The following is a 14,869-nucleotide window of genomic DNA, read 5'->3' as shown; positions in this document are numbered from 1 at the left end:
AAACAACACTGTTCATTACACCAAAAACCTCAAAAAAGATAAAAACTAATCAATGTCAGGCCAATGTCATTGCCAATAATTTCAATCAAAAACAGTAAGTTAAATAAAAACAACGCACAATTGAACAGTGTTCATCAGTGGGATTTATATCATTTTACTAACTCATACGGAAACTTTAGCAGTAAAACATGTCCAGCGAGTTGTTAGATCAATGGCTTACAAGTGCGAACTATATCGCTCAATTAGCCAATTTTGGACCAACAACTTGTGAGAGATCACCTCTCCCCCATACAACAATGATTATGGACAGCTAACTAGGACAAATAAGATGAAAAAGACTCTAATTGCTCTTTCTGTATCTGCAGCAGCTATGGCAACTGGCGTAAACGCAGCTGAACTTTACAACCAAGACGGTACTTCTCTAGAAATGGGCGGCCGTGCTGAAGCACGTCTATCTATGAAAGATGGCGACGCTCAAGACAAATCTCGCATCCGTCTAAACTTCCTTGGTAAACAAGAAATCAATGACAACCTATACGGTGTTGGTTTCTGGGAAGGTGAGTTTGAGACTGCTCAAAACGGTACTGTAGACGGCGACGACAAGAGCGATCTAGAAACTCGTCTTGCTTACGCTGGTCTTGGCGGTGCTTACGGTGAGTTCGCATACGGTAAAACTGAAGGTGCACTAGGCGTTATCACTGACTTCACAGATATCATGGCTTACCACGGTAACTCTGCAGCAGACAAACTAGCTGTATCAGACCGTACAGACAACATGATGGCTTACAAAGGCCAGTTTGAAAACCTAAGCGTAAAAGCAAGCTACCGCTTCGCTGATCGTATGGAAAACAAAAACACTGGTGAGTACTACGACAACAAACAAGACGGTTACTCTCTATCTGCAATCTACGCTCTAGCTGACACTGGTCTTGAGCTAGGTGCTGGTTACGCAGATCAAGACAAAGCTAACGAGTACATGCTAGCTGCATCTTACACAATGTCTGATCTTTACTTCGCTGGTGTATTCACTGACGGCGAGAAAATGGAAGATTCAAACAACAGTAACACAGTTGATTACACTGGTTACGAGCTAGCGGGTGCTTACACTCTAGGCCAAACAGTATTTACAACATCATACAACAATGCAGAAACTAACAACGAAACTTCTGCAAACAACTTCGCTGTTGATGCTTCTTACTACTTCAAGCCTAACTTCCGTGGTTACATTTCTTACAACTTCAACCTGATTGATGCAGGTGACAAGTTTGGTTCAACTGACACTAGCAAAACAGTTGCAACTAAGATCGATGCTGAAGACGAGCTAGCTCTAGGTCTACGTTACGACTTCTAATTCCGGTCTTTGACTAGAATATCGAATGCCCGCTTTAAGCGGGCATTTTTTATACTTCATTTTAAGCAGCGCGCCTTTCTCTCGTGTCTCATTCATGAAGACATTTGAAGCATTTCTTTAGTTACCTAGCATATTGAAAGGACTTGCGTATACTCAATCACATAACTCACCTTAGAAAGTATCATTATGTGTTTACGTTGGCTCTTGCTCATATTCTCTTCATTACTTTCTGCTTTTTCACAAGCGTACCCTCATCAAGAGGTGTTGCCTGAAGGCGCCCGCATCAGTTTAGTTGCGGAGAAACTCAGTGAAAATGCTGAGCTTGACGGTGTTCATCCTACCGAACAACTGTTCCCACCAGCGAGTACATTAAAAATCGTCACCGCATTAGCCGCAAAGCTAGAACTGGGTGATAATTTCCGGTTTCGAACCAAGCTGGAAACGTCGAACTCAGATGCAGTGATTTACTTTGTCGGCGACCCAACACTCCAAACCAACGACTTAAAATCACTTCTCACTCTAGCTAAGAAAAATGGCTTAAAACGGATTAACGGTGACCTATGGCTCGATAACAGCGCATTCACTGGTTATAACCGTGCGGTGGGCTGGCCGTGGGATATCTTGGGAGTTTGCTACAGCGCTCCGGCATCGACCATCACACTCAATAACAACTGTGTACAAGCCTCTATCTATACACAAAAAGATGGTGGAACGCGGGTCTACGTACCAGAGCATCAACCTATTCGTGTCACAAGTACCGTAGAAACAGTTTCTAAAACCATTAAGAAAAGTCGTCATTGTGACTTAGGTTTAGTTGCAAATCCCGATAACAACTACAAGCTAACAGGGTGCTTGGTTGAAAGAGACAAACCATTGCCACTGAAATTTGCGGTTCAAGACCCTGAGCGTTACACCAGTCAAAGGTTGGCGACTTTGCTCAAGGAGCTCAACATTGGGGTATCAGGAAAGATTAGGGTCGGTACGGCGCCAGAAAAGCAGCGAAAGCTCATCGCAATGCATCAATCAAAGGCCTTACCAGACATTCTTGAAGATATGCTCAAAAACTCTGACAACTTGATTGCCGACACATTAACTAAAACACTTGGTGCTAAATTTTTCGTTCAGCCAGGCAGTTTTACTAACGGTACAGAAGCGATCAAGCAGATCATTTTCGCCAACACTGGTATTGATATTCGTAATGCGCGCCTAGAAGACGGCTCAGGACTTTCGCGAAATAACCGGATCTCCGCGACCAAGATGGCTGAAATGCTGCGCTATATTTGGAAGCATGAAAACGAACTCAAATTGATTGCCATCATGCCGAAATCAGGTGAATCCGGCACATTAAAGTACCGACAAAGTATGCGAAAACTTCCAATTAAAGGACAGCTGATAGCGAAAAGTGGCTCTATCTACGGGACTTACAATATGGCTGGATATGGCTTGGATAAAAATGGTCAACCTAACACCATTTTTGTTCAGTTTGTTTCAGACTACTTCCCAGAAAAACGGGACGACAACACACCTGTCATCGCCCCGATTACACATTTTGAGCAGCTTTTTTACAATGACATTGTGAACTTTAGTCAGGCAATACCTAAGAAATAGTTCACCACGTTAAAGTAAATCCACATTCCTGAAATATCGACGATAGACGCAAGAACTGGACTCACCAATACGGCTGGGTCCAACTTGCAAGCTCGTGCAATAATTGGCAACAGCCCGCCCAATGTTGTAGAAATGGTGACTTGAATGAACAGCGCAACTGCTATTGCCAGTGCGATATCGGTCAGTTCAAAGCCTCCTGTTGATTGTCCTGCACTAAATAACATAATGCGTCCAATCATCACGATAGCGATCGCTAGCGCAATAAATAGAGCGACTCGGCTCTCTTTCCACAAAACTTCTAACCATTGGCGTTTTTTTAACTCTCCAGTAGCAAGAGCACGAATCACTAAAGTTGCTGCTTGTGTTCCTGTGTTACCACCAGCAGCTGCAATCACTGGCATGTACACTGCAAGTAAAACAAGCTGACTAAGGGTGTCCTCATACTGAGCAATGATCAAGCCTGACACTATCCCTAAAAGAGCCAGTGCAATGATCCACCCAATACGCTGCTTCACGTGCCCCAAAACACTAGTCGATAAATAACCATCAGGTGTATCAACTTCAGACATATGCAGACCTAATTGGTGAGCATAATGACGTGCGCGTTTGTCATGGCCTGCTTGCTCAAGTTGAGCAATAAGACTATTCACATAGCCGACAGAGCAATGCTGTAAAATACCTACAGCCTCATCAATCGGCATAACCGTAAGCAAATGGACTTGTTGCTCTTGCTCGTACTGCAAGAATGCATTGCGAGCTGCACCAATTTCTACTTCAGAAAAGTTTGGTGTTGTTTCAATAAAAGTGTTGTTCATTACCGTCATGGCGAATCTCCCGATTGGCATTGGTAACGACCATCGACAAAGCATGAAAAGCCACTCTTGCACGCTAAAAGTCAGACAACAAATAAGATGCACAGAGAAAACCAATGCGAATGCACTGTCTATTCAGAATGTATGAAGGAAATAACGAGAAAAAAATTAGAAAAGATGCCTCACCACTTAGGTAAGGCGGAGATCGCCAATACCGAAGCGGGTTATTTCGCTCCCTTAATCTTACTCACCCAACGACTGGGAGGATGGTCGGTATTGTTCATGTAAATCTCCGATAGCGCTGCCATTATTGGCAGCGCAAGTATAGTAGCAAAGTTCATCAGGTATGGAAGTTTTACTTTGCCGTTTTTGCTAAATTTTCATACAAAAAAAGCGCCCTTCGGACGCTTTCATTTGCAGTCATTATGAATTACTGAATAGTAATACGAGCAAATTTACGTTTGCCTACTTGGAACACGTAAGTACCCGCTTCTGGAGCAAATTTGCTGTCCGCAATTTTTTCACCATCAATCTTCACAGCGCCCTGCTTAACCATGCGCATCGCATCTGACGATGATGGACATAAACCTGCTTCTTTCAACAGATTACTCACTGGGCGACCTGCGTCAAAGTCAAACTCTGGCATTTCATCAGGAATTTGGTTCTTCGCAAAACGGTTTACGAATTCTTGCTCTGCTGCATCGGCATCGGCTTCACTGTGGAAACGAGTAATAATTTCTTTTGCTAGCAATACTTTGATGTCACGAGGGTTTTTGCCCGCTTCTACATCAGCTTTGAATTGAGCAATCTCTTCCAGAGGACGGAAAGAGAGCAGCTCGTAGTAGCTCCACATTAGGTCATCAGAAATAGACATGATTTTACCAAACATTTCGCTTGGCGCTTCGCTGATACCGATGTAGTTGTTTGCTGACTTAGACATCTTCTTCTCGCCATCAAGGCCCACTAGAAGCGGCATCATCAGTACAACCTGAGGTTTTTGACCGTGAGACTTTTGCAGTTCACGACCCATTAGAAGGTTGAACTTCTGGTCTGTACCACCTAATTCAACATCCGTTTCCATTGCTACTGAGTCCCAGCCTTGTAGAAGTGGGTACATGAACTCATGAATAGCAATTGGCTGACCACCCGCGTAACGCTTTTTAAAGTCGTCACGCTCTAGCATACGAGCAACGGTTTGGTTTGCCGCAAGGCGAATCATACCTTCTGCGCCCAGTTCAGACAGCCACTCAGAGTTAAACTGAATTTTAGTCTTTGCAGGATCGAGAATTTTGAACACTTGCTCTTTGTACGTTTCAGCGTTACGCAATACGTCTTCACGACTTAGCGGTGGACGAGTTGTGTTTTTACCTGTTGGGTCACCAACCATTGCAGTGAAGTCACCGATTAGGAACGTCACTTCATGACCTAGTTCTTGGAACAAGCGAAGCTTATTGAAAATAACCGTATGGCCTAGGTGAATGTCAGGTGCTGTTGGATCAGCGCCCAATTTAATACGTAGAGGACGGTCTTCTTTTAGTTTTGCGATTAGCTCTTCTTCTGGAATCAGCTCTTCAACACCGCGCTTAATCTCGGCTAGTGCAGCTTCAATGCTCGCCATTCTTGTTCACTCCCACAGATTTGGCAAAAATATAATAGCTGAACATATTACTTGAATAGCGATGCATTTTGAAACACGTTAGACTAGGTAGTTGTCACTTTTTCCGTTTAATTTAGCAATCAAGTACCTCATGCATTCGATTTTTGTCCGACTTCCACTCTTGCACAAAGTATTGATCGGTTTTTTTAGTGCGCTGATTATCTTCGCGCTCTTCTTTTTACCTGATCCGCAAGACCTAGACCCGCAGCAGAGCCGATTAAAAGTTGGTCAACATTATCCTGTGCCAGTTTCCCTCGAACTCAGTGCACTAAATAGTTCATCGCCTGCGGTTCCCGCCGTGCTGCGCTGGGAGACATACAAGGTAAAAAATGGCGAGAGTGCTGCCATCTTATTTAGTCGCGTAGGGCTTTCTGCTCGTCTATTACATGAACTGGTGTCATCAGACAAAGAAGTAGAAAAACAGTTAACTCGGCTTCGACCTGGTGACCGATTGCAATTTGGCTTTGACGAAAATAACGACTTGGTGCAGCTAAGAAGGACACTAAGCGCGTTCGAGACTTTTCGTATCACATTAAAAGACGGCAAGTACGTTTCTGAAGTTGATAAAAAAGAAGTCGACTTCCAGTACAACTACGCTGAAGCCACCATCAAATCAAACTTTTGGAATGCAGGAATATCTTCTGGATTAAATGGTAACCAAATCATGGAACTGGCTGGCATATTTGGTTGGGACATCGACTTTGCTTTAGATATTCGTAAAAACGACAGCTTCCGAGTACTTTACCAAGAGGAAGTGGTAGAAGGTGAAGTAATCGGCCGTGGAAAAATCATTGCTGCGATCTTTAAAAACCAAGGCGATACCTTTACCGCAATATTGGATCAGAAAAGTGGCAAGTATTACGACGAAAATGGGCGTGCAATGAAAAAAGCATTCTTACGCGCGCCGTTGGATTTCCGTCGAGTTTCGTCTAATTTCAACCCACGCCGCTTACATCCAGTGACGGGACGCGTTCGTCCTCATAGAGGCACGGACTATGCGGCACCAGTGGGCACCCCGATTTGGGCGGCTGGTGATGGCGTTGTTCAAAAATCGTCTTACAACAAATTTAATGGTAACTACGTTTTCATTAAACATAGCAATACTTACATTACCAAGTACCTGCACTTAACCAAACGTACTGTACGAGCTGGTCAACGCGTTAAGCAAGGCCAAACCATTGGTACGCTTGGCGGAACTGGCCGTGTAACTGGCCCTCACCTGCACTATGAGTTCCTTGTGAATGGTGTCCATAAAAACCCGCGCACGGTGAATTTGCCACAATCTAAATCCCTGACAGGCAAAGCGAGACAAACTTTCATGGCAAACGCGAAAATTAGCATGGACAAGCTTGAACGCTACAGCAAACTGCTAGCAATGAAGTAAGCCAGGTATTGAAAAGGGCAGCGAAGCTGCCCTTTTTGTTTTGTCGATATCATCACGATAAAGCTTACTGTTCGGAGTGATGCTCTCTCCCGAGCATAAGCAAACACGGTGTCAGAACTAACGTTAGCAAAGTCGCAAACGCCAAACCACCCGCGACAGCGGTCGCAAGCTGAGACCACCATTGAGTGCTTGGTGCGCCAAACTCCACTTTCTGATTAACTAAGTCGATGTTCATTTCTAACACCATTGGCAATAAGCCTAATATGGTGGTCACCGTCGTAAGTAAAACGGGTCTTAAACGCTGCACACCCGTACGCAAAATAGCCTCAGATTTTTCTAAGCCACGTTTACGCATCTGATTATAAGTATCGATTAAAACAATATTGTTGTTTACCACGATACCAGCCAACGCAATCACTCCAATTCCCGACATAATGATGCCAAATGGCTTTTGGAAAATAAGTAACCCGGCGAAGACACCAACGGTAGAAAACAGCACTGCACTAAGGATTAAGAAAGCTTGATAAAAGCTATTAAACTGCGTAATTAAAATCAAAGCCATCACACCAAGCGCGACAATAAAAGCATTTTGCAAGAATGCTGATGAGTTTTCCTGCTCTTCATTTTGACCCCGAATCTTATATTCAATGCCTTCCGGTAAGTCGAGCTGTTCCATTCCAGCGGCAATCTTAGGTAACTCAAGCGCCAAATTGTAACCTTCCACCATATCCGCTTTAATATTGATAACTCGATGACCGTCGACCCGACGAATAGTGTCTTGCTTATGATCTGGTTTGATTTGAGCAAAATTCGTAATCGGTACCAGACCAGCTGCCGTTTTCACTCTCAGTTGATCAAATCGACCTATGTCGCGCTTATCTTGCGGATAGCGTACCAAAATATCGACTTCTTCATCCGCATCATCGGGCAAATAATCGCCTATTTTCAAGCCGTTCGTAACAAACTGGACGGTATTCCCGACTAAAGTAGCATCCGCTGCAAAGCGAGAGGCGTCATCTCGCTGGATATCAATTTGCCAATCAATCCCTTCCTTATTAGTGGTATCACTCAAGTTGGTCAGTGCAGGATTACCATCAGCCCAATGTCGTACTTTTTTGGCCGCTTCATCTAACGCACTAACACTCAAGTTTCGTGATGATACTTCAATCACGAGATCATGCTCGACAGGCGGTCCTGCGTCCGGGAATTTATACTCAAGTTCAACACCATAAAAGCGATCTGTCGTCTCTTTTAGTTCCTCAATAATGGTTTTCACTTTGCGTCGATACTGCCAATCCACAGGCGTTATTTGAATCTGGCCAATCTCGTCCCCATTATCGCTAGATCCTGTGCGCGTGTAGACACTTTCAAACTCGTCATGACCGAGCATCACCTTCTCGATTTCGCGCATAACAACATCTTTTTCGTGAATAGACAAGTCACCATAAGAACGAACTTTAACGGTAAAAAAGGCAGGGTCCACCTCAGGGAAAAACTCTGCACCCAAGCCAGCTTTGTTGTAAGTGAAGCCGACACCTGCCGCTAGCAGTATCGCGCTGAGTAAGACCTTCCATGGATGACGAATCGCTACCGACAGAGTCTGGTAATAAAGCTTGGTAATGCCTGTCGCTTTTTCAAAGTTGCCGTTATGCAGCTCCACCATTTCTCGCTGAGCTTTCTGATTGACTACTTGAGGCTTGCCAATGATCCCGCCGATGACAGGAACGAACAATAAAGCCATCATCAGAGAAGCGGCCAAAGTAGCAATTAAAGTAAGTGGTAAGTACTTCATGAACTCACCAGTGATGTCTGGCCAGAAAAGTAATGGAGCAAACGCAGCCAATGTGGTTGCTGTAGATGCGGTAATAGGCCAGGCCATTCGCTTTGCGGCATCTCGATAGGCTTCTTTACGTGGCGTTCCTTCTTGCATGCGCCGATCTGCAAACTCTGTCACCACAATGGCACCATCCACCAACATGCCTACTGCCATAATTAAAGCAAACAGTACGACGATATTGACCGTCAGCCCAAATACCGATAACACCAACAACCCAGTCAAGAACGATCCTGGAATAGAAATCCCCACGAGAAGCGCGGTCCTAACCCCCAATATGGCAATAATGACGATAACTACGAGGATAATTGCGGATAAGATATTGTTTTGTAGATCACTGAGCATCAATTTGACATCGTCGGATTGATCCCAAGTGTATTTAACTTGCAAATTGTCGGGCCACTCAGCGCGCTTCTGTCCCTGAGCCAGTACTTCTTTTACCAGCTCAACCGTTTCAATGATGTTTTCCCCTGCCCGTTTTTTTACGTCCAAAACGATGGCAGATTCGCCATCTAAACGAGCAAAACTTTCAGGATCGCGAAATGCACGCCGTACTGTCGCCACATCGCCAAAAGTGATCACCTCTTTGCCATTCACCTTGATCGGTAATTCAAGCACATCTTTCAGTGAATCAAAAACCGATGGGACTTTTACCGAAAAGCGTCCATACCCAGTATCGACAAACCCCGCTGCCACAACTCGGTTATTCAAGGCGATTAAATTATAGATATCCGCTTGATCGAGACCGTAGCTTTCCATCAATAGCGGATCGACAACTATCTCCACGATGTCTTCGCGATCTCCTGCGATTTCAACCTCAAGAATCTGACGGAAACTTTCCAAACGATCACGTAACGTTCTGGCAATCTGAACAATGGTTCGCTCTGGTACGGTGCCATAGAGCACAACGGTCAACACAGGCTCTTCAGATGCAAACGTGACTTCGTTTACCGTTGGCTCATCACTGTCCTCTGGTAACTTTGGCTTCGCAAGATCAACCGCATCACGCACATCTGCCATCGCTTTATCAAGATCCACTCCGACACTAAATTCCAGCGTCACCGAAGCATGACCTTCTGATGCCACAGAGGTCATCTCTTTTACGCCTTCAATTGAACGCAGCTCTTGCTCTATTGGGCGAACCAATAAACGCTCGGCATCGACAGGAGAAATACCTTGATGTCCAACAGAAACATAAATGATCGGAATGGTAATATCAGGGCTCGATTCCTTGGGGATTGTGACGTAAGTAATGACACCTGCAATTAATATCATCACCAATAATGTCAGCATAGTGCGAGCGCGAGATAACGCAGCATCAATCAGAGTGTACATAGGTGCTCCTTACTGCTCATTAGCTGCTTCAAGAACTAGGTCATCAACTTTATTGGCCAGTACTTGATCACCATCTCGCACAAAACCTTGTCCCAGCACGATAATGTCTACACGCTCTCCTAACCCAGAGAGCCACACACCATCATCCTCGGCCTTAACGAGTTGAATTGGAACAAACTCAACATGCTCATTACGCAGTGTCTTGACACCTAAGTTACCTTCTTCATCTAGTGCTAACATGGCAGCCGTAATCTTTACCGCTAACACTTCACTCAAAGGCAGCTGTACTTCTGCGCTCATACCGGCAGGAATTCTTGCGTCTTGATTATCAATTTCGATTTCAATTGGAAATGTATTAGTAGAAGCAGAAGAAACACGTCCAATGTAGCGCACACGACCTTGATGATGCTGTTGGTTAATGGTTCTTACGTCGGCTTCTAGGCCTTCCTTAAGGTATTGTATATGCCGTTCACTGACATCGGCTTCAATCACTAAAGTATCCAAATCAATGACCGTCGCAATAGGATCGCCAATCCCGACAAAATCACCTAACTCAACAAAGTGGTGATCTACGATGCCATCAAATGGCGCTTTAACCTCAGTATTTCTTAAAGCCGTTTGCACGTTACTCAAATTCGCACGTGCATCTACCAACGCTGCTTGCGCTGTCGCAAATGCAACCTCACCTTGCAGTCCACGACTTTTTAGCGATTTAGCTGCATTAAACTCTTTCTCTTTAACCAACAGCATCGCCTGGGCCCGTTTAAGTTGAATGCCAAGGTCGCGCTTATCGATGTTTGCGATCACTTGTCCCTGTTTGACCGCTTGGCCTTTCTTTATGTTAAGACTGACTATTTTACCGGCAACTTCGGCGCCAAGACGCGCTTGACGATTGGGCGCTGTTCGTCCATACAATTCAATGGTTTTACTGGTAGGTTCGGCAAGAAAAGTATCAAACATCACCTTTGCAAGTGGTGTCGTGTTCGTGGATGTTGAAGAGTTAGGATTATCATCTTGTGCTTTGAGTTGGCCGATGGTTAGCCATGCAACAAGAAGTAAGACGAGGATAAGAGATACTAGCCAAGGGCGCTCGACAATTCGGCGTCCAAAAGAAAGTCCAGACATATAAAGTCCTTTTTATTATTTCTCTGCATATCTGCGAGCGTGTGCTTTACGTGACATCCTTCTACATAAAGCACAGGCAGCCATTAGCTGCCTGTTAGGTGTTAATTACACACTGAACGATGCACCACAACCACATGTTGTCGTTGCATTGGGGTTATTTACGAAGAAGCGCGCTCCTTCCAACCCTTCTGTGTAGTCAACAATACCGCCAACGAGATATTGCAGACTCATAGGGTCTACAACCAGTGTTACACCACTGTTTACGATTGTTGTATCGCCTTCGTTTACATTTTCATCAAAAGTAAAGCCGTATTGGAAGCCGCTGCAGCCGCCGCCAGTAATGTATACGCGCAGTTTCAATGCTGGGTTTTCTTCTTCAGCAATCAATGCTTTAACGCGAGATGCTGCTGCGTCAGAAAAAGATAATGGTACGTTTACTTCGCTCACGAAGACCTCTCTCACTCGTGTAATGCGTCAAGCCTGAAGCAAGACGTCAAATTTGTGCTAATTGAGACGATTATCCAATACCTGACAAACTCGTTCAAGTATTCGCCGCCGATTCTTTATAACAGATGCGGATATATAAGATTACACTGCGAAACAACACATAAATTAAGCAAAACGTTTCTAACTTGATTATAGCTAGGTACAATGCGCTCCACTTGGTCCGAGCAATCAAAAGAGGATAACCCCATGACCAAATCATCAGAGCTGTATCAAAAAGCTCAGCAAACCATCCCTGGCGGTGTCAATTCACCAGTTCGTGCATTCAACGGCGTTGGCGGCTCTCCGCTATTTATCGAACGAGCAGACGGTCCACTGATTTTTGATGCCGATGGTAAAGCGTATATTGATTACGTTGGCTCTTGGGGTCCAATGATTCTTGGCCACAACCACGCGGTTATCCGCGAAGCAGTAATTGATGCAGCGCAACGCGGTCTTAGCTTCGGTGCGCCAACAGAACTTGAAATCGCGATGGCAGAATTAGTTTCTGAGCTTGTTCCATCAATGGAGCAAGTCCGCATGGTAAGTTCTGGTACTGAAGCTACTATGAGCGCGATTCGCCTTGCACGTGGCTTCACCGGTCGCGATAAGATCATGAAATTTGAAGGTTGTTACCACGGCCACGCTGATAGCTTGCTAGTAAAAGCAGGTTCTGGTGCACTAACTCTAGGCCAACCAAGCTCTCCTGGCGTTCCTGCAGATTTTGCTAAACACACGCTAACAGCAACATTCAACGACCTAGATTCTGTACGCGAGCTATTTGCTGCTAACAAAGGCGAAATTGCTTGTATCATCGTTGAGCCAGTAGCAGGCAACATGAACTGTATTCCACCAGTGGAAGGCTTCCACGAAGGGCTACGTGAAATCTGTGATCAAGAAGGCGCGCTACTAATTTTTGATGAAGTAATGACAGGCTTCCGTGTTGCTCTAGGCGGCGCGCAAGCACACTACAACATCAAACCCGACCTAACGACACTGGGTAAAGTGATTGGTGGCGGTATGCCAGTAGGTGCTTTCGGTGGCCGTAAAGAAGTGATGCAATACGTTGCACCTACAGGCCCAGTTTACCAAGCTGGTACCCTTTCCGGTAACCCTGTCGCAATGGCAGCAGGCTACGCATGTTTGAACCTTCTAAAAGAAGAAGGCAACGAAAAGCGCCTAGCTTCTAAAACGAAACAACTTGCTGAAGGTTTTAAGTCTCTAGCAGAAAAACACGGTATTCCGCTAGTTGTTAACCAAGTGGGCGGTATGTTCGGCTTCTTCTTCACTGACCAAGAAAAAGTAACTTGCTACGAAGACGTAACGAAGTGCGATGTAGAACGCTTCAAGCGTTTCTTCCACTTAATGCTAAAACACGGTGTCTACCTTGCGCCATCTGCGTTTGAAGCGAGCTTTACTTCACTCGCTCATGGTTCAAAAGAGATTGATGCCACACTAGAAGCTGCTGACCGCTGTTTTGCTGTTCTTGCAGAAGAAGCGAAGTAATCGCTAAAAACGGCGATAACGCATTTAGAAAAGGACCGTAACGGTCCTTTTTTATTGCCAATTCAAAATAACCAATATCGCTAATACCCCAACGACAATGCCAAACCACGGTATTCGCTTAGCTTTTTTCTCGGTTTGACACTTTTTATCACCGTTGCAACAACCCATAGCTCATCTCTTGATTGATAACCGACTGATTTGTAGTCATTATAGCAAGGTACATCGCCCTGCTCTAATTCGGCATTGTCATAAGCTTGAAAGAGTTAAGAGTGCAAAGTAATAAAGGTTACACGCCATCATTGAAGGCATAAACCGTAAACGTCACCTGTAAGTTGGACTAATACCATGCCAAATAATGTAAAAATAACGTCGAGTCACCGAGTACTAATGGTTGCTTTACTCGCCGCTGCTTTTGCTTGCTACTTATTGGTTGAGCCATATATCAATTCCATTGTGATGGCTTTTATCATTTCTTTGCTCATGTTTCCGATACACGAATGGTTTGAGCAGAAAATTCCCAAGCACCCAAATATGGCAGCACTGCTGTCATGTGTCGTCTTGACGTTTATTATTGTTATCCCGCTTTTATTTGTGTTTGCAGCCATTGTTCAGCAAGGCTCTGTTTTCTCACAAAATACATATAATTGGGTTACCAATGGTGGCATCCAAGATATATTCCAACATCCTTTCGTTATCAAAGGCTTAGCGATTGTTAATGAGTACTTACCTTTTGATAAAATCGAGCCCAAAGCCATTGCTGAGAAAATTGGTCAATTTGCTACATCGTTTGGCTCTAACTTAGTTGCTATCAGCGCAAAGATTTTAGGAGACGCAACCAACTTCCTAATGAACTTCTTCCTGATGCTGTTTGTGCTGTTTTTTCTGCTTCGTGACCACGACAAAATTATCTCTGCGATTCGTCATATCCTGCCACTCTCACGTAGCCAAGAAGACCGCATATTGACAGAGATAGAGCAAGTTTCTAAATCAGCCGTGATGGGCTCATTCATGACAGCGATTGCTCAAGGTTTGGCTGGCGGCATCGGTATGTGGCTAGCTGGCTTCCCTGGGCTATTTTGGGGAACGATGATGGGCTTTGCATCATTCATTCCAGTGGTAGGAACCGCGCTAATCTGGATTCCTGCAGCAGCGTACTTGTTCTTAACAGGCGATATGACTTGGGCTATCTTCTTGACGGTGTGGAGTGTAGTCGTCGTTGGCTCTATAGATAACCTATTGCGTCCGTTGCTAATGCAAGGCAGCGCCGGCATGAATACCCTTATGATTTTCTTCTCATTACTGGGTGGTCTGCATCTGTTTGGTTTGATTGGTCTTATCTACGGCCCACTTATTTTTGCCGTGACCATGGTACTGTTTAATATCTACGAGGAAGAATTCAAAGACTTCCTTAACCAACAAGACAACAGCTAGTCACCGCTTAATCACTTCAAGCTTGGGGCAGATTGTGCGAAAATCTGCCCCAAATTATTTCTGATGAACCAAATTTATGTCTGCTTATATCGCTCCTAGCCAAATAGCTCAGCGCCAACTTGAATACTTCAATGGAAAACACGTTTTAGTCGCTGGTGAAGTTGAAGACCTATTTCCTCTTGAGTTAGTGGCTCATTGTGAGTCTGTTGAAGTGTTTACTTCCAACTATAGCTACTACCGCCAAATTCAAACCTCTGACAAAGTGAAAAGTCATTTTGGCTCTGTGTTTGATGTTGAAACAAAAGCAGACATGGTCCTTTTATACTGGCCAAAGGCAAAAGCT

The 14,869-nt window shown here is 44.6% G+C and carries 10 protein-coding genes and 1 pseudogene; 6 read left to right on the top strand and 5 right to left on the bottom strand.

Annotated elements, in window-relative coordinates; translation table 11 throughout:
• Positions 1-328 precede the first annotated feature (328 nt).
• Both IQR33_RS01010 and dacB read left to right on the top strand, forming a co-directional pair.
• Positions 329-1,351 carry a porin gene (locus IQR33_RS01010; protein ID WP_005380064.1) on the top strand — a complete coding sequence of 341 codons (1,023 nt, stop codon included), beginning with the start codon at positions 329-331 and terminating at the stop codon, positions 1,349-1,351.
• A 186-nt stretch (positions 1,352-1,537) separates the two neighbouring features.
• Positions 1,538-2,959 (top strand): serine-type D-Ala-D-Ala carboxypeptidase, encoded by a 1,422-nt coding sequence (gene dacB / locus IQR33_RS01005; RefSeq protein WP_025768205.1) that lies wholly within the window; start codon positions 1,538-1,540, stop codon positions 2,957-2,959.
• Here the strand turns inward: dacB and IQR33_RS01000 are convergent.
• Entirely contained in the window at positions 2,938-3,783 is an 846-nt protein-coding gene (locus IQR33_RS01000; RefSeq protein WP_005380062.1) for a magnesium transporter, read from the bottom strand. The genes dacB and IQR33_RS01000 overlap by 22 nt on opposite strands.
• Before the next feature lie 418 nt (positions 3,784-4,201).
• Positions 4,202-5,389, bottom strand: a complete 1,188-nt coding sequence (gene tyrS / locus IQR33_RS00995) for a tyrosine--tRNA ligase (protein ID WP_193838118.1) — start codon at positions 5,387-5,389, stop codon at positions 4,202-4,204.
• A gap of 130 nt (positions 5,390-5,519) precedes the next feature.
• Between tyrS and IQR33_RS00990 the strand changes: the two genes are divergently transcribed.
• Entirely contained in the window at positions 5,520-6,812 is a 1,293-nt protein-coding gene (locus IQR33_RS00990) for a peptidoglycan DD-metalloendopeptidase family protein (RefSeq protein WP_005386530.1), read from the top strand.
• Between the two features lie 64 nt (positions 6,813-6,876).
• On the opposite strand, the gene vmeK is transcribed toward IQR33_RS00990, so the two are convergent.
• The 3 genes from vmeK to erpA all read right to left on the bottom strand — a co-directional run bounded on the left by vmeK (position 6,877) and on the right by erpA (position 11,553).
• Positions 6,877-9,981 carry a multidrug efflux RND transporter permease subunit VmeK gene (gene vmeK / locus IQR33_RS00985; protein WP_042521357.1) on the bottom strand — a complete coding sequence of 1,035 codons (3,105 nt, stop codon included), beginning with the start codon at positions 9,979-9,981 and terminating at the stop codon, positions 6,877-6,879.
• 9 nt (positions 9,982-9,990) lie between these two features.
• The gene (locus IQR33_RS00980; RefSeq protein ID WP_193838119.1) at positions 9,991-11,106 is read right to left on the bottom strand and encodes an efflux RND transporter periplasmic adaptor subunit; all 1,116 of its coding nucleotides are present in this window, start codon (positions 11,104-11,106) and stop codon (positions 9,991-9,993) included.
• Positions 11,107-11,211: 105 nt separating this feature from the next.
• Complete coding sequence (erpA, locus tag IQR33_RS00975; protein WP_005380031.1) at positions 11,212-11,553, bottom strand: iron-sulfur cluster insertion protein ErpA; 342 nt, start codon at positions 11,551-11,553, stop codon at positions 11,212-11,214.
• A gap of 246 nt (positions 11,554-11,799) precedes the next feature.
• Between erpA and hemL the strand changes: the two genes are divergently transcribed.
• The 3 genes and pseudogenes from hemL to IQR33_RS00960 all read left to right on the top strand — a co-directional run.
• Positions 11,800-13,095 (top strand): glutamate-1-semialdehyde 2,1-aminomutase, encoded by a 1,296-nt coding sequence (hemL, locus tag IQR33_RS00970; RefSeq protein ID WP_086047025.1) that lies wholly within the window; start codon positions 11,800-11,802, stop codon positions 13,093-13,095.
• Between the two features lie 345 nt (positions 13,096-13,440).
• On the top strand, positions 13,441-14,526 hold the full coding sequence (locus IQR33_RS00965) for an AI-2E family transporter (RefSeq protein ID WP_005386541.1): 1,086 nt from the start codon (positions 13,441-13,443) through the stop codon (positions 14,524-14,526).
• Between the two features lie 76 nt (positions 14,527-14,602).
• A pseudogene (locus IQR33_RS00960) lies at positions 14,603-14,869 on the top strand (16S rRNA methyltransferase); the annotation flags it as partial.

The sequence above is a fragment of the Vibrio sp. OPT46 genome (genome assembly GCF_015163535.1).
Classification (GTDB): domain Bacteria; phylum Pseudomonadota; class Gammaproteobacteria; order Enterobacterales; family Vibrionaceae; genus Vibrio; species Vibrio alginolyticus.
This window is presented reverse-complemented; position numbering and strand designations above follow the sequence as displayed.

Excerpts from the sequence above, each read along its gene's own strand:
- IQR33_RS01010 (WP_005380064.1), top strand. The coding sequence starts at position 329 with ATGAAAAAGACTCTAATTGCTCTTTCTGTATCTGCAGCAGCTATGGCA.
- IQR33_RS00965 (WP_005386541.1), top strand. The coding sequence starts at position 13,441 with ATGCCAAATAATGTAAAAATAACGTCGAGTCACCGAGTACTAATGGTT.
- vmeK (WP_042521357.1), bottom strand. The coding sequence starts at position 9,981 with ATGTACACTCTGATTGATGCTGCGTTATCTCGCGCTCGCACTATGCTG.
- tyrS (WP_193838118.1), bottom strand. The coding sequence starts at position 5,389 with ATGGCGAGCATTGAAGCTGCACTAGCCGAGATTAAGCGCGGTGTTGAA.
- dacB (WP_025768205.1), top strand. The coding sequence starts at position 1,538 with ATGTGTTTACGTTGGCTCTTGCTCATATTCTCTTCATTACTTTCTGCT.
- IQR33_RS00990 (WP_005386530.1), top strand. The coding sequence starts at position 5,520 with ATGCATTCGATTTTTGTCCGACTTCCACTCTTGCACAAAGTATTGATC.
- hemL (WP_086047025.1), top strand. The coding sequence starts at position 11,800 with ATGACCAAATCATCAGAGCTGTATCAAAAAGCTCAGCAAACCATCCCT.
- IQR33_RS00980 (WP_193838119.1), bottom strand. The coding sequence starts at position 11,106 with ATGTCTGGACTTTCTTTTGGACGCCGAATTGTCGAGCGCCCTTGGCTA.
- IQR33_RS01000 (WP_005380062.1), bottom strand. The coding sequence starts at position 3,783 with ATGACGGTAATGAACAACACTTTTATTGAAACAACACCAAACTTTTCT.